This is a genomic window from Ruegeria sp. HKCCA5426 (assembly GCF_013034585.1).
Lineage (GTDB): Bacteria > Pseudomonadota > Alphaproteobacteria > Rhodobacterales > Rhodobacteraceae > Ruegeria.
In genome coordinates this window covers 335,236-356,078 of record NZ_WQGH01000003.1, presented here as the reverse complement: position 1 = coordinate 356,078, position 20,843 = coordinate 335,236, and the positions used below count along the sequence as shown (strand labels likewise).

The following is a 20,843-nucleotide window of genomic DNA, read 5'->3' as shown; positions in this document are numbered from 1 at the left end:
GCTGCTTAATGCAACACGGCAGCTGGGGTTTGGTGGCCAGTCGTCGGCATGGGGACCGCTGACGTCATACGTCGCAGCGCCAGCCCCAGTTCTTCGGATAGCGAAGCCAAAGCCGGGGCAAAATCCGCCCGCACAATTAGCGATGCCATCATCATGGCGTCCTCGCGCGCCCCTTCGGAGGCCGAGGCGATCATCTGGGCAAAACAGTTTTCATCCGCACCCAGGCACGAGCATCCCAACCCATGCCGGATCAGGGGCTGACGTCCATGATGGGCGCATAGGGAACACAACCTGTCCAATGTCATCATGGCCGCGTGTCCCACATCCGCGCCCAACGCGATCTGAAAATCACTGGCCGCATCCGCACGTGACTGGCCGCCATCGCTCCATAAACGCAGGTACATTACGGCACCGGCCTCGATCGGGCTTAAATCCGACAGGCGACCGACGGGTGCCCCGCCGCGCGACGTTTGACTGCTCATTTTGTCAGGATCAACTTACCGGCGCGAGTGATGCGCAACGTATAGAGCTGATCACCCAGCTCGATATGCGCAAGATTGCCACCCTTGGTCAGGTCTTCGGCCTTGTGCGAAGGCAACATGGACACAGCGTAGGACTGAGCGGGGTTTGGGGTCTGCATATTCATTAGGGCAACTCCAGAATATCTTGGCGCTTGGCCGATTGTGTTCGCAATTCAAGTTTCTGGCTGGCCCGGTTCCGGGTTTGCTGACTGACTTGCCGATAATCTGATAAATTTACTCAGGTATGTCAAGAGGCATAATCGGATGCTTAATCGACCTTCCTCAATTGCAAGGCGCTCTGGTTGGAGATAGGTGTCTCGCGACGATCAAATGGGGGATTTTTCGATGACCGCAACAATCATGTTCGACCTTGACGGCACGCTTGTCGACAGCATCCCCGACATCGCTGCCGCGGCGAACAAGATGCTGCAGGACACCGACACAGCGCCCTTGCCACAGGACACGATCAAACAGTTTGTCGGTAACGGCCTTCCGAAACTGGTCGAACGGGTGATCCTGCACTGCGGTCTTCCCTTAGCGCACCACGCGGACCTGACGCAAAAAACGCTGGCATACTACAATGCGGCCTCCAGCGACCGGACCGTTCCTTATCCCGGCGTTGCCGAAGCCCTGGCAGAACTGCAAGAAATGGGGTGCGTCCTTGGCATATGCACCAACAAACCCGAGGCCCCTGCCCGACACATTCTAAGCGCACTTAAGCTGGATCATCATTTTGACACCGTGTTCGGAGGAGATACGCTGCTGGTCCGCAAGCCGGACCCTGCCCATTTGAACGCAAGCTTTGATGCTGTTACATCCGCTGGCCCGCGCCTCTATGTCGGCGACAGTGAAGTTGACGCCGAAACAGCGCAGCGGGCAAAGGTGCCGTTCCTGTTGTTTACGGAAGGGTATCGAAAAACACCAATTTCGGAAATTCCACATTCGCGCGCCTACGACCACGCCAGTGAATTGGCCGCGCTTGTAGTTGACGTGCTGGACGAGATGGGCCAACCGACCTCGTGAAAGCGAGGGGCCAGCATAGGGGGTAAGTCGCCAGCCCCTCAGGGGAAAAGTGGTAATGTCCGCGGTTATTCCTTGGATAAGCCCGTGTTAACCACTTACGCTGGGGCAAGATATAGGGGGTTTCCCGTAGTCCCCTTTAACCTCCTGTTAGTTCAAAGCTTTTAAACGAAAATTTCGTAGGAAGCAGCCGTTTCGCCAAAAGAAAAATGGCGGAATGGAAAACCCATCCCGCCATAACAGAACTGAACAATTTTGCCGTTCGGCCTGTGTCAGATGGCCAGATACTCTTCGCGCAGTTGGGAGTTCTCAAGCACCTCGCTGGCGGTGCCGTCAAAAACGATGCTGCCCGTATCCAGAATGATAGCTCGATCCGCCAGTTCCAACGCTCGCACGGCGTTCTGTTCGACGATGATCGTTGTCATGCCTTGCTGTTTGACGTGGACCAGCGTCTTTTCGATCTCATCCACGATCACCGGAGCCAATCCCTCGTAAGGCTCGTCCAGCAACAGTACCTTGATGTCGCGGGCCAGGGCCCGCGCGATCGACAGCATCTGCTGCTCACCACCCGACAGGGTCACGCCCTCTTGCTTGCGGCGCTCACCCAGACGGGGGAACAACTCGTAAAGCCGCTCTAGTGACCATCCGATCGGAGGCGCGATCTGGGCCAATTGCAGATTTTCCTCGACCGTGAGGCCGGGGATGATCCGCCGGTCCTCGGGCACCAGACCCAGCCCCGCGGCCGCCGCTTCGTAGCTGGTCATGTTGTGCAGCGGTTGATGATCCAGCCAGATTTCGCCATGGCGCACGTCAGGCTCACCCACCCGCGCAATCGAGCGCAGGGTCGAGGTCTTGCCCGCCCCGTTCCGGCCGAGCAGAGCCAAAATCTCGCCCTCATGCACGTTAAAGCTGACACCTTGCACGATGTAGCTTTCGCCATAGTAGGAATGCATGTCCCACACCGACAGGAAGGCAGGCGCGGTGGTGGCCATATTCGCGTTTTTTGAAAAGTCAGGTTTCTCGTTCATAGCTTTTCCTTACGCAGCCTCGCCCAGATAGGCTTCGCGGACCTTGGGGTTACCGCGAATATTCTCCGGAGTGTCCTCGACCAGTGGCGTCCCCTGCGCCAGAACGGTGATCCGCTCGGCCAGACTGAAGACCACATGCATATCGTGTTCGATGATGGCGATGGTGATATCGCGTTCATCCTTGATCTGTTTCAGCAGGTCGATCGTGTTGTTCGTATCGGCCCGCGCCATGCCCGCCGTGGGTTCATCCAGCAGCAGCAGACGCGGGTTCTGGCTGAGGCACATGCCGATCTCAAGCCGCCGTTTATCTCCGCGTGACAAGGATGCGGCGTGCATCTCGCGTTTGTCGGCCATGTTCATCTCTTCCAGCATGGCTTCGGCCTGTTCGACGATGTCCTTCTCATTGGCAATCGTTTCATAGGCGTGCATCCGAAACGCACCATCCCGCATGGCAAAGATCGGGATCAGCATGTTCTCCATCACCGTCAATTCGCCAAAGATCTCGGGCGTCTGGAAAACGCGACTGATACCCATCTGATTGATCTGGTACGGTTCAAGCCCCAGAACCGAGTTGTTGTCGAACAGAACCGACCCGGTATCCGGCATCAGCTTGCCCACCAGACAGTTCAGCAGCGTCGACTTGCCCGCACCGTTTGGCCCGATGATGGCGTGAACCGAGTTTTCCTCGACGTTCAGGTTCACATCCGTCAGCGCCTTGAGGCCACCAAAGCGTTTACTGACGTCTTTTACTCGCAGAATTGCCATGATCGCCCTCCTTTATTCCGCCGGCTCAGTCTTGCCCGACGGTGCATCGTCGGTGCCTGATTTTTTGCGCTTAAACCATTTCATCAGGCGCTGCCCACCTTCTACAAGGCCACCCGGCAGATAGATAACGACAAGCATGAACAGGATACCCAGGGTCAGGTGCCAGCCTTTTCCGATGAACGGGTGGATTAGGAACACAACGGCGTCTTCCAGACCGTCAGGCAGGAAAGCGAACCAACTGTGCAAGACGTTGTCGTTGATCTTCGAGAAGATGTTCTCGAAATACTTGATGAAGCCCGCGCCCAGAACCGGGCCGATCAGCGTACCGGTACCACCAAGGATGGTCATCAGAACAACCTCGCCCGAGGCTGTCCACTGCATCCGTTCCGCCCCGGCCAGCGGGTCCATCGCAGCCATCAGACCACCGGCCAGACCAGCATACATGCCCGAGATCACAAAGGCCGCCAATGTATATGGCTTGGAGTTCAGACCGGTATAGTTCATCCGCTGCTGGTTTGACTTTACCGCCCGCAGCATCATGCCAAAGGGCGAACGGAAGATGCGGATTGCCAGATAGAACACCACCATCATGACAATTGCACACAGGTAGTAACCTGCGTTGAAGTCAAAGCTCCAGGCGCCCACATCCAGCGTATAGGTCGCCCGCATGGGCAGGCCGAACAAATGCGGCAGGTCCGGCGCATTGGCGCCCTGCAGAATTTGCGGATCATCCGCATAGACCTGAAGGCCGGTTTCACCATTGGTCAGGTTGAACTTGGGGTTCGACAGCACCGAATAGGCCAGAGCAAAGCTCATCTGTGCAAAGGCCAACGTCAGGATCGAGAAGTAGATACCCGAACGCCGCAGGCTGACAAAGCCAATCAGAAGCGAGAACAACCCGGCGACGACGACACTCAGCGCGATGGCCGGAATGACATTATAGCTGAGCAGTTTGAACATCCAAACGGCCGAATAGGATCCCACGCCCAGAAAGGCCGCGTGGCCAAAGGACAGATACCCGGTCAGGCCAAACAGGATGTTGAAGCCAATGGCAAAAATGCCAAAGATCACAAAACGCTGCATCAGGTCAGGGTAGCCCGCGTTGAACTGCGCCATGGCGCTGTCCGACGGGAATGGGTTCAGGATGAAGGGGGCCAGCAGCGTCAGGATGCCGACGATGATCAGCAGGCTGGTGTCTTTTTTGTTCAGTCCCAACATTGATTATTCCTCCATCACGCCTTTGCGCCCCATCAGACCGCGCGGTCGCGTCAGCAGCACGATAATGGCGACAAGGTAGATGATGATCTGGTTGATGCCCGGTATCGTGGTCGTGGCCCAAGTAGTCGAGGCAAAGCTTTCAAGAATGCCCAACAGGAACCCGGCCAGCACCGCTCCGGGCAGCGATCCCATGCCGCCCACAACAACCACAACGAAGCTGAGCACAAGGAAATCCATACCCATGTGATAATTCGGCGGGTTAAGCGGCCCGTACATCACACCAGCCAACCCTGCCACCGCGGCGGCGATGCCGAACATGATGGTAAAGCGACGGTCAATATTGATGCCCAGCAAACCCACGGTTTCGCGATCCGCCATGCCCGCCCGAACGACCATACCAAAGGTCGTGAATTGCAGGAATGAGAACACAGCGCCAATGATGGCTACGGCAAATCCGAAATAGACCAGACGCCAGATCGGGTAGATGATCGCGTTCGGATCGAAGCCGATCATGGTGCCCAGATCAACCGAACCGCTCAGCGCGTCAGGTGGCGGGGTCTGGATCGGGTTGGCACCGAAGAAATACTTGACGATCTCTTGCAGAACGATGGCAAGGCCAAAGGTCACCAGGATCTGGTCTGCATGAGGGCGCTTGTAGAAATGTTTGATCAGACCACGCTCCATCACGTATCCGACCAACAGCATGATCGGGATCGCAAACAGGATCGCCAGGGGAACGGACCAGTCGATGATGGTCGCTCCGACCTCGGGCCCGAACCACGCCTGAACATAGGGGGTTTCCACTTTCAGCGGATTACCCAGAAAATCGGTCTGGGTTTCGTCAAGGGTTACGAAGCTCAGGTTCATGAGCTTTTGCAGGGTAACGGCGCAGAAAGCCCCGATCATGAACAGCGCCCCGTGCGCAAAGTTCACAACCCCTAGCGTTCCGAAAATCAGCGTCAGCCCCAGCGCGATAAGCGCATAGGCCGACCCTTTGTCCAGACCGTTCAGAATTTGCAATAGGATGGCGTCCATTGGCCCCACCTCGAGATTGGTCAGCGTAGATTGAGTGGCTTAGCAGGCCATCATGCCTGCCGAAAATGTCTGGCCGCCGTCAGGCAGCCAGACCATTACCTCAGGTTTATGCGCCCGGGTTGCACTGACCCAGTTCGCCACCGGCGAACATTGGGTGCTCGGGATCGTATTCGACCTGCGCACGCGGCGTGATCTCAACGATTTCCAGCGTGTCATACGCGTTGGTCGGGTTTTCGTTACCCCGCACAACCAGCACGTCCTTGAAGCACTGGTGGTCGGCACCGCGATACCAGGTCGGGCCGTTGCCCAAGCCGTCGAACTCGAAATCTTCCAGAGCTTCGACAACACCGCAGGGATTGAAGGTCCCCGCACGCTCACAGGCATCCGCATAAAGCAGGGTCTGCGCATAGCAAGTCTGGGCCGAGTTTGATGGCGGTTTGCCATACTTCTCGCCAAAGGACTTCACGAAGGCCTTGGTGCCTTCATCCTGCAACTGCCAGTTCCAGTTCATCGAACCCAGAACGCCCTTGATGTTCTCGCCCGCACCGGCGGCCATCAGTTCGGAATACAGCGGCACGACGATCTTGAAGTCCTTGCCGTTGGCAACCTTGTCGAGCAGGCCGAACTGGATCGCGTTGGTCAGCGAGTTCACCATGTTGCCGCCGTAGTGGTTCAGAACCAGCACGTCCGCGCCCGAGTTCAGAACCGGAGCGATATAGGACGAGAAGTCTGTCGACGCGAGTGGTGTTTTCACCGTGTTGACCGTTTCCCATCCCAGAGCTTCGGTCGAAGCGACGATCGACTCTTCCTGGGTCCAGCCCCAGTTGTAGTCAGCCGTCAGGTGATAGGCGCGGCGCTCGTTGCCCATCTCAGCCGCCAGCACCGGTGCAAGGGCTGCACCTGACATATAGGCGTTGAAGAAGTGGCGGAAGCCGTTGGCCTTCTTGTCCTTGCCGGTGGTGTCATTGGCATGGGTCAGACCCGCCATAAAGATCACGCCCGCTTCTTGGCACAAGCCCTGAACCGCAACGGCCACGCCCGAGGACGAACCGCCATTGATCATCACCGCGCCGTCTTTTTCGATCATCGACTTGGCCGATGCGCGTGCGGCGTCCGACTTGGTCTGCGTATCGCCGGTGACGAACTCGACCTTCTTGCCAAGGATACCGTTCCCCTTCAGGGCCTTGGACGAAAACGTGTTCAGACAGCCTCCGTCGCCTTCGCCGTTCAGATGCTCAACCGCCAGTTGCTGCGCGAGCAACTCGTCATTGCCTTCTTCGGCGTAAGGACCTGTTTGTGGGACGTTGAATCCCAAAGTGACAGAGGACCCTGTCGGTTCGTTGGTGTAGGCAGCAGCCGACGAAGCGGTAAAGATCGTAGGCAGGGCCAGACCGGTTCCCGCAACGGCACCGGACTTCAGCACGCCGCGGCGTGTGACAGATTTATTGGTCATTAATTCCTCCCATTTCCCATTTTCCGCCCTCTGGCTCCTCTTCCATCGGACGAAATCGCATTTCTGCGTGCAGTAAGTATGGAGGCGCTTCTGAAAAATTCACAACAACCCATTAATTTCGAAGGAATCTTATGTAAACAAATACACAGAAACGAGAATGTTTTGTAACTGTTTTGACACCAGAGATCGTTAGGCTCTATTTTCATTCAATTAAATAGTAAAAATGCTCACCCTCGACATTCAGGCCCATCCCGATATTTCTGCAAACCATGAGTCCATACTTACTGTAATACCCCTCCACGAAGTACCAGTTTGAAACTTACAGGCGGAATGCCTCGCATAAACCCACACGCGTAACATCGCTCTGATATGGCAGTCGACGGCCATCAACCCGACTCAAAGACTCTTCTGACACCAGCACAAAACGGCTGGAATTGCCTCTGCTTTCCGGCCCAATCCCAGACACAGTGAAAGTTGAAACGACGCATTGTCGTCGCAACGGCGACTAATTAGTCACAACTTCCAAGCGATACCTTCGAATTAGTTAAAAATTAATTTTCGGTTCATTTTCAAGTGATATTTCTGGTGGGCCGAGTAGAATCGGTAAAAGTGAAAAGACTTTATAAATCATTAACCTGTAATTTTTTACGAGTAACGGAACGGTGTGACATGAATGGGGGGAATGCTCATCGCGGAGTGTGGCTGCCTAACACGCTTCACGCAAGAGCCATCATAAATTTCATTCACTGGAGCCAGGGTGGTCTGGTATTGGACGCCGCGCTGAAAGGCATTGTTGAAGCCTTCGGTGCAGATTGCGGCGTGATTAGCCGGCTCTGGCTCAACAAGGGGGCGCATCGCGTTGCCGCCCGTGCGGACACGCGTGATCCGGCCGTCAGCCGCCCGCTGTTCTTGTCCTTTGCCAACGATGCATTGGGCCCTTTCCGCAACATGCCGAAACGGGCATCTGTTTTCAGCTTGCGTGAGGATGGTGAAGATCCCAGCGATTTGTCACCCGTCCTTGTCGATTGGGTAACTCATCGCAAGATTAAGGACATTCTGTTTGTCTGCCTGGATCACCAAGGGGGCGAGATCGACTTTCTGGAGCTGCATTTCGGGCAAACCCCCGAACCCGGTTTCAAGGAAGCCATTGAACAGATCGCTCCGCAGCTTTCAGAAACCTACCAAAGCCGTCGACCGGGTTTGGTCACCGAAGCTTTGTCGCGCCAAACAGTGTCGACAATTCGGAAAAGCACAACGGACACTCCAATCCTAAGCACAGGAAACCCGGCTGGGTTGACCCGCGCTGAATGGCGCGTATGCGCGCTGGTTTCGCGCGGCATTTCTCCGCAAGGGATCGGCACAGAACTTGGAATTGGGCCAGCAACTGTTAGAACGCATCTGAAGCATATCTATTCGAAAACAGGTCTGGATAACTTTCACATGCTGGCAAGACGTTTGGTTTCAGTCGAAGAACGCGAAGCACTGCACGGAAAGCAGCATCAGGCAAGGGCTTGATGCCAGACACCGACTGGCAAAATTGGCTGGCATTGTGGCTGTTCGCACCGCTGTTCGTCGCAATGGCCTGGACGGATTTTACCCAGCTCAGAATTCCAAATACCTACTGCATTGTGGGCCTGATCCTGTTTGTGGCTGCCGCACCCTTTCTGGCATGGAACGAGCTTCTTTTGCGCTTGCTGATCGCGGGGGCGTGCTTTGTGATCTGTTTCGGTCTGTTTGCCATCAACTGGCTTGGCGGGGGGGACGCCAAGATGCTACCCATCGTCTTTCTTGCTGTTCCTTCGACCCAGATACCGAACTACCTGTTCTTGTTTGCGGCCGCGATGGCGGTCGGTCTGGTTGGTATGGCCTTGTTCCGCCGTCTTGCGCGCGATACTTCCCCTCGTTTCAAGTCGACCGCCCAATCACGTGAGTTTCCAATGGGCATCGCAATCGGCTCGGCAGGATTGGTCCTGATCGCCATATCAGTCGCGGAACTGACCGGTTAACGATCAGTTCCCGAACGTTTCAGCATAGCGGATAAAGATCGGCGTCAGGATTAGACCAGCGATTGCTGGCAGCATCAGGAAGGCCATCACACCCGACATTTTCACCGGCAGTTTGTTCGCCATTTCCTGCGCCCGCAATTCGCGCAACTCGCGCATCTCTTCGGCGTATGTGTTCAGTGCTGCCGCAAGCGGCACACCGAATCTTGTCGACTGAAGGACAACGCTTACGAAGGAACTCATCTCTTCGATACCGGTGCGACGGGCCATGCGCATGAGGGCTGTGTCACGGTCGCGACCGGCCTGAATTTCACTGAGCGCAATCAGGATTTCTTCGGACATTTCGGGCGAAACCAGCTGCATTTCCACAGCGACCTTCAGAAGGGCCTGATCAAAGCCCATTCCTGCTTCGACGCCGATCTGAAGAAGATCCAGCATGTTGGGAAAGGCATTTTCCATGAGCCGCTTACGCTCTTTTATGCGCGCGTTCATCCAGTACTGGGGGCCAAAGAAACCAATCGCGCACAAAATGGCGACATTACGGATGATTTCCAACAGGTCCAAGCTGGACATGTATTTGCCGATGGAATTGCCGATACTGTTGGCGGGCTGCCAGTTCAGCAACAGGATGAACAGCAAAGGCAGAGACGTGGCCAACATCAACCGCAAGAAGTAATATCCCGCAATCGCATTCTTTCCGCGAAAGCCCGATTTCGCCAGAACCTGCCCAACTTCGAAGCGTTCACTGGCATCGCTTGGGATCAAGGCCGCGCTCAACCCTACCGGGGCCTCGTCTTCGAGGTCATTGGTTATTGTACGGGTCAGGTTTTGGCGCTGACGGCTCGGCATCATGCGCTCGGCCGCTGTAGAGCGTTCGCTTAGCGATGACGAAATTCCCAGAAAAGCAATAATAGCACCAACAGCAACAAGGCCAAGGATCAAGGCCTGAGTACCCCAGCCACCATCCAAAAGTGAACTAATAAATTCCATCGTAAATGCTCCTTATATCCGGAAATTCACGAGCTTGAACATCACGAAGGCATTGAGAACGACTGCCACCGCAATAACGCTCATTGCCGGCCAAAATGCCGGAGCGTCCATTACATCGCCATAATATGAGGGCGTAATAATCGTCATGAATACCGCGATCAGAACCGGAATGGACGAAAGGATATAGGCGGTCATCCGTCCTTCGGCCGAAATCGCCTTGATCTTGCGGCGCAGAGACATGCGCGCGCGGATCACACGGGACAATGTCCTAAGAATACCCGCAAGATCACCGCCCGTGCCGTGCTGCATCATCAGCGCAACGGCGAGGTATTGAACGTCTTCTTCGTCAACACGGTCCGCCATAGCCTTCATAGCTGTCGTCAATTCTTCACCAAAGGCTACTTGGTCAACGACAAGGCCAAATTCTGTTCCGATGGGATCCGGCATTTCTTCGGCGACGCTTTGCAAGGTTGCGTTCAGAGGGTGACCCACTTTCAAACCGCGCGACATCAGGTCCAGCGCATCGGGCAGTTGCTTGATCAATGCGGCTTTACGCTGACGAAGCGTAGCACCCAAGGCGAGAAGCGGTCCGATCAGAAAGACCAGAGCTGAGATTGAGACCACCTGCAGAGGGTTAGCCACCATCGACCCGCCGATCGCACAAATCAGGAACGCTGCGACGCAGGCCATCAGAAAAACTTCCGGAACCATGTTCAAACCAGACGCCTTGAGCGCGGCAGGCAAATCGCCGACAAAAGGAAACTTCCGCAGCAGCGGTCTGGCTTCCTGCGGTTTCAGCAGGTTCAGAACGTCTTCTCCGGTTGAACCCTGGTTCAACATCTGAACGCGACGATTGATCGCCTCTTCGCGGTTTTCACCGCGCTTCAGAAACTGCCGTATTCCTTCAAAGGCAATAAGCGCACCCAGGAAAATGGCCAGTGCCATAACCAACTGGGCGTCAAACCCGGCCACTTCCAACTCTGGGCCTAAAATGGCGTTGATGTCGATGTCTGCAAAGAAAGCCCGAATTTGCTCAAACATAGCCGACCTCCTTAGTTGAATTGGACCGAAGACAAGTCCACGCCGGCCGCGGCCAAAACATCGCTGGATTTGGGGCGAATGCCGGTTGCAACGAACTTACCCAGTACCTTGCCGTTTTCGTCCTTGCCTTGACGCTTGAAGACAAAGATGTCCTGCATGGTCACGACGTCTGCTTCCATACCGGTAACTTCGGCAATGGACGTTACACGACGGGTGCCGTCAGACATACGGTTCAGCTGCAGCACAAAGTTGATGGCCGACGCGATGGTTGACCGGATCGCCGTGTGCGGCAGCTCCATCCCACCCATCTGAACCATCTGCTCGACCCGCGCCAAAGCGTCTCGGGGCGTGTTGGCGTGAACTGTGGTCATCGAGCCGTCGTGACCTGTGTTCATCGCTTGCAGCATGTCAAAGGCTTCCGAGCCGCGAACCTCGCCCACCACGATACGGTCGGGACGCATCCGAAGCGCGTTGCGAACCAGATCACGCTGCGCCACCGCACCAGTTCCGTCCAGACCTGCCGGGCGAGTTTCCATGCGCAGGACGTGTTCCTGCTGCAGTTGCAGTTCCGCGGCGTCTTCGATCGTTACAATACGTTCACGGGCACCAATATAAGATGACAGAGCGTTCAGCATGGTTGTCTTACCCGAACCGGTACCGCCCGAGATCAAGACGTTCATCTTGGCTTCGACCAGCCCGCGCAACAGGGCCGCAGCACTGTCATTCAGGGCTTCGTTCTGAACAAGACGCTGCATCGTCAGCGGAACGCGTGCAAACTTCCGAATTGACAGCGCCGGGCCGTCCAGCGCACAGGGGCGGATGATCGCATTGACCCGGCTGCCATCCTCCAGACGCGCGTCCACCCAGGGCTGGCGTTCGTCAATACGGCGACCCACGCGGCTGACGATTTTGTCGATAATTCTAAGCAGGTGACGTTCATCACGGAACCGGGCCGACGTTTTTTCAAGAATACCGGCACGTTCCACGAAAATCTGTTCATGCCCGTTGACCAGGATATCGTTGATCGTCGGATCGGCCAGCAGCGGTTCAAGAGGACCAAGCCCCAGAACCTCATGCATCAGTTCCTCGACCAGTTGCTTGACCTCTTCGCTGCGCATCGCGCGACCTTCGGCACGAAGAAGTTCCGTTGCGTGTTTCCCAATCTCGCCGCGAAGCGTTTCTTCTTCGACCTTGTCGATGACGGCCAGATTCAGCTTATCCAGCAACGAGTTGTGCATCCGCGCCTTCAGATCAATGCGCTCCAGCTCCATTGCTTGCTGGTTCGCTTTTTTCTCGGCATCAAATGCTGCAATATCGGACAGGTTGTCGGCAACCTGCTTCGTGTCCAAAGCCACAATCTTGGCTGCGCCAGAAGATGTGCGACCTGTTCTGTCAAATTCACGAAACATATTCCAAACCCTTATTACTTGTTAATTCACGTCTACAGATGGCGACCGATCACTTACCGACACGAGGCGGCATTGCGATACGGGTTTCATCTGCCAGCTTCTTGATGGCGCGCGTCGCAGGTGCCCGGTTTGAGACCTCCTGCAGCGGGATGCCGCGATCAACGGATTCACGCACTGTGCGATCGTCCTTGGGCACCCAATAGGCAAAGTCTTTTTCCAGCAATTTCGACGCTGCCCGATGGTGCGCGGCGGGGAACAGCGGCTTTTTCTCAAGGCTGGCGACAAGCTGAATATCAATCGCCGGATTTTCGGCTTGATAGAAGTCCATCAGTTTACGGGCGGACCGAACCGATGGAACCGCGACGTCCGTGACCAGGTACAACCGGTCTGCCTGAGCAAGAACAGGTGTGATCCACTCGACCAGAGCACGAGGCAAATCCACGACGACGTAGTCATGAGTGCGCCGCAGGCTATCAAGAATGGCCGAGATTTGCTCTTCCTTGATCGCAGACAACGGCCCATAGCGCGACGGCGCGGCCAGAACGTCTACGCCGCAGGGTGCTTTCACCATGGCCTGTTCCAGAAACGCATTGTCAGGGATGCTTTCTTCCATGGCCATCCGCCACATCGCGTCACTTTCTTCGACGTCCATCAGGGCTGCGATGGACCCGAACTGGAAATCAAGATCGACGACGGCGACGTCGTTCGCGGCCTTTTTCTTGAAAAAACCTTCCTTGCATTGCAGTTCGTTGGCCATATTCGCGGCAACAAGCGAAGACCCTACCCCGCCTCGGGACTTCGCTACGGCAATGACCTTGCCAAGAGTCGCCTGACCGCCCCAAACAGCGGGCAACTGAGCCTGGCGGCGGGCACGGATTGCGTCTACCTGAGGAACGATTTCTTCGTTAATCGCCTTACGGGGCAGAACATCATCTACGCCCAGCTTCGTGAGCTGACGCGCCTTTTCAAGCGGCAGGTCTTCAGGAGCCAGAGCGATAATGATTGCGTTCGGCATCCGGGCATCGCAGATGGATTGCGCGGTCTCAAGCATGGCGTCCGAATTCTCGTCCACGTCGAAAAGCACAACATCATGCAGCGCGGTCAGCGAGACGGCCGATCCGTTGGCACCCTCGACCGTGTCCTTCTGACCGGTGAACGTGCAGTTATCCTGACTGGCCAGGGACCCTTCGATCGCCGAATAGATTTGTTCGTCAGGCGAAATCAACAATACTGAAATCTGCTTAGCACTCATTATCTTTCTCCTTACTCTACCGCCCCGACAGCCAGGTCTTCGGCAGGTACCGAAGTGCTCATGGCGGGAAGGGAAATACTGTTTGGGGTATTGGACGTGACCGCAGGGCCTCCACCTGCCAAGGCAGCCAGTCCTGCCAGTGGCATCACGAAATTGAAGTCGACATTAATGAGATCTGCTGTGACAACCGGCGTATAGGGTCCACCGAGGAATCCAAGCCGAGAGTCATGCGAATAAGTGAACTGAACATTGGCTGCCGTCGTTCCAGGCGGAAGCAACGGGCCGATCTCGTCCCAGATACGCGCGCCATAGGCCGTCGACGTGTCCAACGTGCACGGAGCCGGAAGGTTGGGGACCGCACAGATATTCCCGCTGCGGCACAGCGCGCCAAATCGTGTGTCACCCGGCGCAGTTCCAGACAGGTCATGCGACGCAGGCAGCGCGCCACATTGAGGCGGACCAACGGTTGCCAGTCTCGCGGCGGTATGCATCGCTTTCTGCGCAGCCGTTGTTGACCAATACAGGCGACCGTAGTCGATGACGCCAAAAATCAGGAACAGGAATATTGGAATGACGATGGCCAATTCGACCAATGCCGCGCCACGGTCCTGACGGCCAAGCAACCTTGCGATATGGGCTAGTTGTCTCATACGCCGTACACCCTGCTTTGATCCGAAATCACGGTGGTAATGGATGTCAGCGAGTTGCCGAACCAGCCAAATATTCCACCAAAGATAAAGTCAATCTCAACCTCGGCCGTAACTTCAACGATAGACGCCGGGTTGACCCGATAGGTTCCCACACGGGGGATACAGGTCGGGGTGACATCCACGACAGTCGTCCCACCCGGCATGATCGACGAGCCACCCAACTGGTTGGTGACGATAGTGGTCGCAAGCGAGTCATAGGTCCCGACGGTTCCGGCATTACACAAGTCAAGCGGGGCAATGCGGGCAATCATGCGGGACGCATCCCGTACACCACCTGCCGTCGCCTGATGGATCCAGGTGATCCGGCCGCCTTCGATAATAACTGCGATGAACAGCAGCAGAACGGGAAGGATGATGGCAAATTCGACCATAGGCGCGCCTGACTCACAGCGCTTGAGCCGCGTGATATGAGCAAACAGACGTTTCACCGGTACAACCTCACGACGTCGCGGAAGATTCCGTCGTCTTCGTTACCGCCCAGACCGTCACCACCGACCTGGCTGACTACTTCCAGGAAGATGTCAAAGTCTGTACCGTTGGTGTTCGCCAATGGCTGGATCAGGAAGCCTTTTACGTATTCTTTCACCGTGACGTCTTCTGCACGTCCCTGTACGTTGTTTGCGGCGCAGTCGACGGCAGCAAGAATAAAGGTCCGGCGGTCGGGATCAGTTGACGTGGCAGGCGCGTTACATTGGGGGCGGCCGTTCTCTTGGCGTTGTTCCAAGATATCGCCGCTGCCGAACTGGTCAATTTCCTCCAGATACATCTGGTAGCGCGTGGTCGATGCAGGCATTGCGTTCAGCGCGTCAACTTTCAGGCCTTGAGAATGCGCTGGCAGAGGGTTCGCGGGGTCCAGGCCGACGCCATAGTTCTGGGTCAGGTAATCCGATCGGCCATCACTCCAATCCCCGTCACCAAATCGACCGCCACCGCCGGGGAAACTACAGGAGTCGTCCACGAAACAATCATCTGGCGGCAAAGGAAGCGTATCCAGCGAAACTTCTGGCTGGCCGTTTATGCAATTCGGGCCAGTGCCGTTGCCGTTGCTATTGCCCGAGCGGTTCCAACCCGAGATTACATTCGGCGCTGGTGCATAGTCGGGGTTGTTCTTCAGATTATTCATCGTGCCCGAGAAATAATCGAAGCGGGAGTTATAGATCGCGCTGCCAATCCCGTTTCTTTGACCGGGTTCGGTGTCAACACCGCGCTGCGCAACGCAACGCCCTATGTTGCCCTCTGCCGCGATCAGGCAAATGTAAAGATTGGCCCCGGTCAGCCCGTTGCAGGGCCCCAGCGGGTTGATTCCATAATCCGTCGGATCAAGGAAACCAAAGTTACCGGGACCCCAAGCTGAATTGTTCCCACCGGTACGCAGTTTGATCGTCGTCCCCACAATCGCAGGGTCGCTGGCCGACCAGTTAGGCGGGATGCAGAACATCAGCGGTGTCACGTCACAAGCGTAAGAAGTGTACCCTGCAATCGCCTGGGCACCGACCTGTTCATTGGGGGTCGCTGCACCGACCAAAGATGCCAGCGCACGAGCAAACGGGATGAATACAGTTCTTGGGGTCGCTGTCACTTCAACCATGACAGCCAAAGCCGGGTCGGTCGTGACAAAGCTGTCTACGGCATCATCGTCGTCAGGATCCGCTGCCGGGGTGGGCAAACCCGTCAGGAAACGGAGCGAGAAATCCGCTGCCGAATCCAGGGTTTTGTCACCGTCGGCGAAGAACTGTTTATCCACGATCATCGCACCCGCCGCATTTGTGGCACGAGTGATTGAGTCGGGGTTTCCGTCCAGCTCTCCGGCGGCGGCCAAGGCGACGTGGTCGGCATAGGCCTGAAGGTCAGTTTGCGTCGACGCCATACGTCCAAGGTCAAAGGTCAGAGCGGCAAATCCGATGATCATGGCCAGACATAGGGCCGCAAAGACCAGGATGGTTCCGTCTTCTTCTTTCTTGAAAGTACGTAACGAGAACATCATTAACCCTCCGAACAAACTCGACGCGCCTTAGTTCACGGTGCTGGACGTATCAGTGACAGGTGTCTCTTCTTCTGTAGTGTTATTTACGACCGGAACTTCTTGGACGTCGGTAATGCCGCGGCGTACCTTGACCACAGGCTGCGGCGTGCCGTCATCAACCGGTGACTTTTCAAGCAGGATGTCGCTCAGGCGCACGGTTTCCAGCGGCTTGTCGTCAAGCTCATCCAGCGACCGCAGGGACAGGCTCAACTGACCGGCTTTCTGCGCCAGCGCCAGGCGTTGGCTTTCATCCGGTGTCACCTCCACCGTTACGGTGCGGGCAATTCCTGGCTGGTCCAGTTCCTCATCGGTTTTCTGGTCAACACCAATAACCCGGATGTTTTGCAGGATGGTCAGCGCACGCAGGGTATCATCGCTGCCACGGGTCAGAACGATGTCGACAAAATCGCCGGGGGTGACGAAGCCACCAACGCCGGTCTGCGCGTTGACGTTGATCGCCATCGCGCGGTTGCCTTCACCAATTGTCTGAACAATCGTGACTTTTTCACCAAATCCCGAGACTTTGGATGCCAGCAGAAGCTCTCCCTGCGCCAGGGCACGTTTCGCGCGACGCGGCTCTCCACCCTGAGCGGGTACGACATCGTCGAAATTTGTGAACACGCCCGGCGGAACAGAGTCGGCCGGCCATTCAATCGTTGTAAGCTTGTATCTTTCGATCGGGCTACCGAAGGCAATGTTATCTGCCACGGCAACTACGCGAACGATGGTGTTATCGACAGCGGCTGCCTGATTTCTTTCAAGCTGGTCTTGGGCCCAGAATACCGCGCCCCCCGCCAGGGCGACCCCGAAGACTGTCATCAAAAATGATTTAACTCGCATTTTGCCCTCCAATTTCCGAAGTCGGCTTTGGCAGTCAGATTTGGGCGAATTGCTGTGTAACTTTACAAAACGGTAATCAAACTGACGCTACTGATTAAGTTGGGTGCTACCCCCCACAAAGAGCTTGCGGGGAGTTAGCTATTCAAAGAACTCATGCGCCCTGAATCAGCGCGTCGCAGCGGCTGTTGTGGCGTCAGTGTAGTTAGAGTTCGTTTCGCTCGCCAAACTGGTTAGGAATGTACCACCAGCGATAATTGCAACCAGCAGAGCGACTCCGTATTCCACCAAAGTAGCCCCACGCTCGTCTTTACGGAGTTTCAGGAAAATCTTGCGAATAGATCCCGACATGATTTTTTCTCCAGATTATTGTTAGAGTGCGATAGACGCACAAACCAACGCGACTTAGCGAGTTTGGATCGACGAAGTAGCGTCGCTAAAGTTCGAGTTCGTTTGGGTCGCCAGGGACGTAAGGAATGTACCACCGGCGATAATCGCAACCAGCAGTGCAACACCGTATTCGACCAAGGTCGCGCCGCGCTCGTCTTTGCGCAGTTTCAGGAAAATTTTGCGAATGGAATTCGACATAACTTTTACTCCAGACTGTTTTAACAACGTGCGAAATCCGCACTCACGAGGCAGACATCCCCGTTAACAAATGGTTACCAAGCGGAAAGCTGCCAAACCTCCCCACAAACGCAAAAGTTTTCCCGTATAACGGGAATTTTTTGTCGTTTGGGGCAGATTTGTGTCCTAAATTCGGCCTCAGTCAGAAGAGTCGCGCCATGATTCTTAAGAATTCTTTAATGCGATCACAAAAAATCCCGCCTCACATAAGCAAGGCGGGACAGAAAAATAAAATCTATTTAGTTTAGACAGTTACACCCTGAAGGACTTGCTCGCGCGACAGATCCTGCCTGCTGCCCTTCATCAGGATTTCACCACGCCTCAGCACGACAAAGCGGTCAGCAAGGTCATAAGCAAAGTCAAAATACTGTTCGACCAACACAATTGCCATTTCACCTTTGGAGCGAAGGTGGCGAATGACTCCTCCAATCTGTTGGATGATATTTGGCTGAATGCCTTCGGTCGGCTCATCCAGCAGCAGCAGCTTTGGTTTGGTGATCAAAGCGCGTGCGATTGCCAGTTGCTGCTGTTGCCCACCGGACAGATCACCCCCCCGGCGATTCTGCATCTGTCTGAGCACTGGGAACAGCTCGAAAATTTCATCGGGAATGTGATGTTCGGTTTTTGGAAGGCAGGCGAATCCGGTCTCCAGGTTCTCACGCACGGTCAGCAATGGGAAAATCTCTCGGCCTTGCGGGACATACGCCACACCTTTCCATGCCATGCGATGCGCAGGCAGGATGCCCAGCTCCTCTCCGTTCAGCACCATTTGCCCGCCGGATCGTGGGTGCGTCCCCGAGATCGCCTTGATCAGGCTGGTCTTGCCAACACCATTGGTGCCCATCACGCAGGTCACCTCGCCTTGTGCAGCCTGCATCGAGATGCCGTTCAAAATTTGCGAATGCCCGTAATGCAGGGTCAGATCGTTAAGTGTCAGCATCGCCTAGCGCCCCAGATAGACGTCGATGACGTCCTGATTTGATGTCACGTGGTCCAAAGACCCCTCGGCCAGAACCGCGCCTTCGTGCAGGACCGTGACCTTGCAGTTCAAACGGCGCACAAATTCCATATCGTGTTCCACCACCACCACGGCACGGGTTTTCGCGGCCTGCACCAGCAAGTCGGTAGTATGCTCACGTTCCTGCGGCGTCATCCCGGCGGCGGGCTCATCGACCAGCAGCAGGCGCGGTTCCTGCGCCAGAAGCATGCCGATCTCAAGCCATTGCTTCTGTCCGTGGCTGAGTTCGCCGGATTTGCGGGTCAGTTCATCTTTCAAGCCGATCTCGGCGGCCAGTTCTTCGACCTTGTCCAGATCAACCGTTGAAGGGCGATAGAACAGCACGCCCAACCACCCGCGTTTGTTCTTCAACGCCATCAGCAGGTTTTCCTGCACCGTCTGATCTTCGAACACGGTGGGTTTCTGGAACTTCCGCCCGATCCCCGCCTGCGCGATTTTTGCCTCGCTCATGCGCAGCAGGGACACGGATTTCTCGCCCCAGATCACGCGGCCCTCGTCAGGGCGGGTCTTGCCGGTGACGATATCCATGAAGGTGGTTTTGCCCGCCCCGTTTGGACCGATCACGGCACGCAGTTCCGCGTTGCCGATCTGAAAGGACAGGTTGTTGATGGCACGGAACCCGTCGAAAGTGACAGAAACGCCGCTGACCTCTAGCAGAGTGCTCATTCCGTGGCCTCCTTTTCGCGCAATGCGCTTTCATCAGGCCCAAGGGCCGCGCCGTGGCGCTGTGGCGCGCGACGGTTGGTCCAGAGGTCGAACAACCCCCCGATCCCTTGCGGGGCGAACAGCGTGACCAGCACAAAGGACACGCCCAGCAGCACCTGCCACCAGTCGACCCATTTGATCGTGTAGAACCCCAGCGGTATGTCGGGGGCTTGTCCGCCCGTGAACCATGTACTGAGCAAGCTGACAAACGCCGCACCGATGACCGCGCCATACAGACGTCCGCGCCCGCCGATGGCGACCCAGACAGCCAGATAGATCGAGGCGATGGGGGCCATTTCCTCGGGGTTGATGATGCCCGCTTGCGGGTAATAAAGCGCGCCCGCAATGGCTGCGATGCAGGCGGTCAGGGTGAAGACGGCCAGTTTGTAAACCTCGACCGAATAGCCAAGGAACCGCACCCGCGCCTCGTTATCCCGGATGCCGCGGATGACCGAGCCGAACTTGCCCGATACGACCCATGCCGCCAGCATATAGCCCAGCCCAAGCGCCAGCGCCGAGGCCCAGAGGAACCAAATCGACACCACGTCTTGCGAGGCAGTGACGCCGGGCAGGTTCTGAAGACCCGACAGGCCGTTGTTGCCACGCAACCCGCTGTCGTTCTGGAACAGGTATAGCGCCAGTGCCAAAGTCATGGCTTGAGTCAGGATCGACAGGTAGACTCCCGTCACCCGGCTGCGAAACGCCAGCCAGCCAAAGATCAGCGCCAGCAGGCCCGGCACCAGCACGACCAGTGCCAGTTGCAGAAACAGGCTATCTGAGAAGGCCCAGATCAGCGGGAATTCAGACGATCCGACGACGCCGAAGATTTGCGTACCGATGGCGTCCACGACTTCAGTGGAAGTCGGAGGGATATCGGCCTGCGACAGAGACTCGACCACGATCAGGCGGGTGCGTTCGTACATCAGCCACATGCCGATCATGTAACCGCCCAGTCCGAAAAAGGCGAAATGGCCCAGTGAAAGGATCCCGGTAAAGCCCCAGACCAGATCCATCGCCACGGCGATCAGGCACAGGCACAGGGTCTTGCCTAGTGTCTTGACGAAACTGGTCGAAATCACGCCGATCCCGAACCCTTCGGACAGGACGGTGACGCCCAAAGTGAACAGGGACAGGATAGCTAGAAAGACCAGCACCGAGGGATTCTTTGCGACAAAGCTGCGTTCCATG

The 20,843-nt window shown here is 56.2% G+C and carries 23 protein-coding genes; 3 read left to right on the top strand and 20 right to left on the bottom strand.

The window, feature by feature from the left end:
- Positions 1-5 precede the first annotated feature (5 nt).
- A complete protein-coding gene (locus GOV87_RS06910) occupies positions 6-482 on the bottom strand; it encodes a hypothetical protein (protein ID WP_171211262.1) in 477 nt (158 codons plus the stop codon).
- The gene (gene hemP, locus GOV87_RS06905) at positions 479-646 is read right to left on the bottom strand and encodes a hemin uptake protein HemP (protein WP_171126255.1); all 168 of its coding nucleotides are present in this window, start codon (positions 644-646) and stop codon (positions 479-481) included. Before hemP ends, GOV87_RS06910 begins: the two co-directional genes overlap by 4 nt.
- A 220-nt stretch (positions 647-866) precedes the next feature.
- Here hemP and gph point away from each other — a divergent pair, with 220 nt between their 5' ends.
- Complete coding sequence (gene gph, locus GOV87_RS06900; RefSeq protein ID WP_171211261.1) at positions 867-1,544, top strand: phosphoglycolate phosphatase; 678 nt, start codon at positions 867-869, stop codon at positions 1,542-1,544.
- Positions 1,545-1,813: 269 nt separating this feature from the next.
- Here gph and GOV87_RS06895 read toward each other — a convergent pair whose 3' ends face one another.
- The 5 genes from GOV87_RS06895 to GOV87_RS06875 form a co-directional block, all read right to left on the bottom strand.
- The gene (locus GOV87_RS06895; RefSeq protein WP_171123749.1) at positions 1,814-2,569 is read right to left on the bottom strand and encodes an ABC transporter ATP-binding protein; all 756 of its coding nucleotides are present in this window, start codon (positions 2,567-2,569) and stop codon (positions 1,814-1,816) included.
- A gap of 9 nt (positions 2,570-2,578) precedes the next feature.
- Positions 2,579-3,334, bottom strand: coding sequence for an ABC transporter ATP-binding protein (locus tag GOV87_RS06890; protein ID WP_171123751.1), 756 nt, complete (start codon positions 3,332-3,334; stop codon positions 2,579-2,581).
- 12 nt (positions 3,335-3,346) lie between these two features.
- Positions 3,347-4,552 (bottom strand): branched-chain amino acid ABC transporter permease, encoded by a 1,206-nt coding sequence (locus GOV87_RS06885; protein WP_171123753.1) that lies wholly within the window; start codon positions 4,550-4,552, stop codon positions 3,347-3,349.
- Between the two features lie 3 nt (positions 4,553-4,555).
- Entirely contained in the window at positions 4,556-5,587 is a 1,032-nt protein-coding gene (locus GOV87_RS06880; protein WP_171123755.1) for a branched-chain amino acid ABC transporter permease, read from the bottom strand.
- Positions 5,588-5,693: 106 nt separating this feature from the next.
- The gene (locus GOV87_RS06875) at positions 5,694-7,040 is read right to left on the bottom strand and encodes a substrate-binding protein (protein WP_171123757.1); all 1,347 of its coding nucleotides are present in this window, start codon (positions 7,038-7,040) and stop codon (positions 5,694-5,696) included.
- Positions 7,041-7,709: 669 nt separating this feature from the next.
- Between GOV87_RS06875 and GOV87_RS06870 the strand changes: the two genes are divergently transcribed.
- On the top strand, positions 7,710-8,555 hold the full coding sequence (locus tag GOV87_RS06870) for a LuxR family transcriptional regulator (RefSeq protein ID WP_171211260.1): 846 nt from the start codon (positions 7,710-7,712) through the stop codon (positions 8,553-8,555).
- Positions 8,555-9,046: a prepilin peptidase gene (locus GOV87_RS06865; protein ID WP_171211259.1), complete on the top strand. Its 492-nt coding sequence runs from the start codon at positions 8,555-8,557 to the stop codon at positions 9,044-9,046. Before GOV87_RS06870 ends, GOV87_RS06865 begins: the two co-directional genes overlap by 1 nt.
- Before the next feature lie 3 nt (positions 9,047-9,049).
- Here GOV87_RS06865 and GOV87_RS06860 read toward each other — a convergent pair whose 3' ends face one another.
- The 13 genes from GOV87_RS06860 to urtC all read right to left on the bottom strand — a co-directional run bounded on the left by GOV87_RS06860 (position 9,050) and on the right by urtC (position 20,842).
- Positions 9,050-10,033 carry a type II secretion system F family protein gene (locus tag GOV87_RS06860; protein ID WP_171211258.1) on the bottom strand — a complete coding sequence of 328 codons (984 nt, stop codon included), beginning with the start codon at positions 10,031-10,033 and terminating at the stop codon, positions 9,050-9,052.
- Between the two features lie 12 nt (positions 10,034-10,045).
- Complete coding sequence (locus GOV87_RS06855) at positions 10,046-11,074, bottom strand: type II secretion system F family protein (RefSeq protein WP_171211257.1); 1,029 nt, start codon at positions 11,072-11,074, stop codon at positions 10,046-10,048.
- A gap of 11 nt (positions 11,075-11,085) precedes the next feature.
- Entirely contained in the window at positions 11,086-12,483 is a 1,398-nt protein-coding gene (locus GOV87_RS06850) for a CpaF family protein (RefSeq protein WP_171126260.1), read from the bottom strand.
- A gap of 49 nt (positions 12,484-12,532) precedes the next feature.
- Positions 12,533-13,735 (bottom strand): AAA family ATPase, encoded by a 1,203-nt coding sequence (locus GOV87_RS06845; protein WP_171123769.1) that lies wholly within the window; start codon positions 13,733-13,735, stop codon positions 12,533-12,535.
- Positions 13,736-13,746: 11 nt separating this feature from the next.
- Positions 13,747-14,385 (bottom strand): TadE/TadG family type IV pilus assembly protein, encoded by a 639-nt coding sequence (locus GOV87_RS06840; protein WP_171123771.1) that lies wholly within the window; start codon positions 14,383-14,385, stop codon positions 13,747-13,749.
- Positions 14,382-14,873, bottom strand: a complete 492-nt coding sequence (locus GOV87_RS06835) for a TadE/TadG family type IV pilus assembly protein (protein WP_171211256.1) — start codon at positions 14,871-14,873, stop codon at positions 14,382-14,384. The genes GOV87_RS06840 and GOV87_RS06835 overlap by 4 nt, the downstream gene beginning before the upstream one ends.
- Complete coding sequence (locus tag GOV87_RS06830) at positions 14,870-16,429, bottom strand: Tad domain-containing protein (protein ID WP_171211255.1); 1,560 nt, start codon at positions 16,427-16,429, stop codon at positions 14,870-14,872. The genes GOV87_RS06835 and GOV87_RS06830 overlap by 4 nt, the downstream gene beginning before the upstream one ends.
- A 27-nt stretch (positions 16,430-16,456) precedes the next feature.
- Positions 16,457-17,308 carry a Flp pilus assembly protein CpaB gene (gene cpaB, locus GOV87_RS06825; protein WP_171123777.1) on the bottom strand — a complete coding sequence of 284 codons (852 nt, stop codon included), beginning with the start codon at positions 17,306-17,308 and terminating at the stop codon, positions 16,457-16,459.
- Positions 17,309-17,473: 165 nt separating this feature from the next.
- The gene (locus GOV87_RS06820; protein WP_217360796.1) at positions 17,474-17,656 is read right to left on the bottom strand and encodes a Flp family type IVb pilin; all 183 of its coding nucleotides are present in this window, start codon (positions 17,654-17,656) and stop codon (positions 17,474-17,476) included.
- A 54-nt stretch (positions 17,657-17,710) separates the two neighbouring features.
- Positions 17,711-17,893 carry a Flp family type IVb pilin gene (locus GOV87_RS06815; RefSeq protein WP_174825836.1) on the bottom strand — a complete coding sequence of 61 codons (183 nt, stop codon included), beginning with the start codon at positions 17,891-17,893 and terminating at the stop codon, positions 17,711-17,713.
- 283 nt (positions 17,894-18,176) lie between these two features.
- Positions 18,177-18,872 carry an urea ABC transporter ATP-binding subunit UrtE gene (gene urtE / locus GOV87_RS06810; protein ID WP_171211254.1) on the bottom strand — a complete coding sequence of 232 codons (696 nt, stop codon included), beginning with the start codon at positions 18,870-18,872 and terminating at the stop codon, positions 18,177-18,179.
- A gap of 3 nt (positions 18,873-18,875) precedes the next feature.
- Positions 18,876-19,616 carry an urea ABC transporter ATP-binding protein UrtD gene (urtD, locus tag GOV87_RS06805; protein WP_171123781.1) on the bottom strand — a complete coding sequence of 247 codons (741 nt, stop codon included), beginning with the start codon at positions 19,614-19,616 and terminating at the stop codon, positions 18,876-18,878.
- Positions 19,613-20,842 carry an urea ABC transporter permease subunit UrtC gene (urtC, locus tag GOV87_RS06800; RefSeq protein ID WP_171211253.1) on the bottom strand — a complete coding sequence of 410 codons (1,230 nt, stop codon included), beginning with the start codon at positions 20,840-20,842 and terminating at the stop codon, positions 19,613-19,615. Before urtC ends, urtD begins: the two co-directional genes overlap by 4 nt.
- Between the last annotated feature and the right edge of the window lies 1 nt (position 20,843).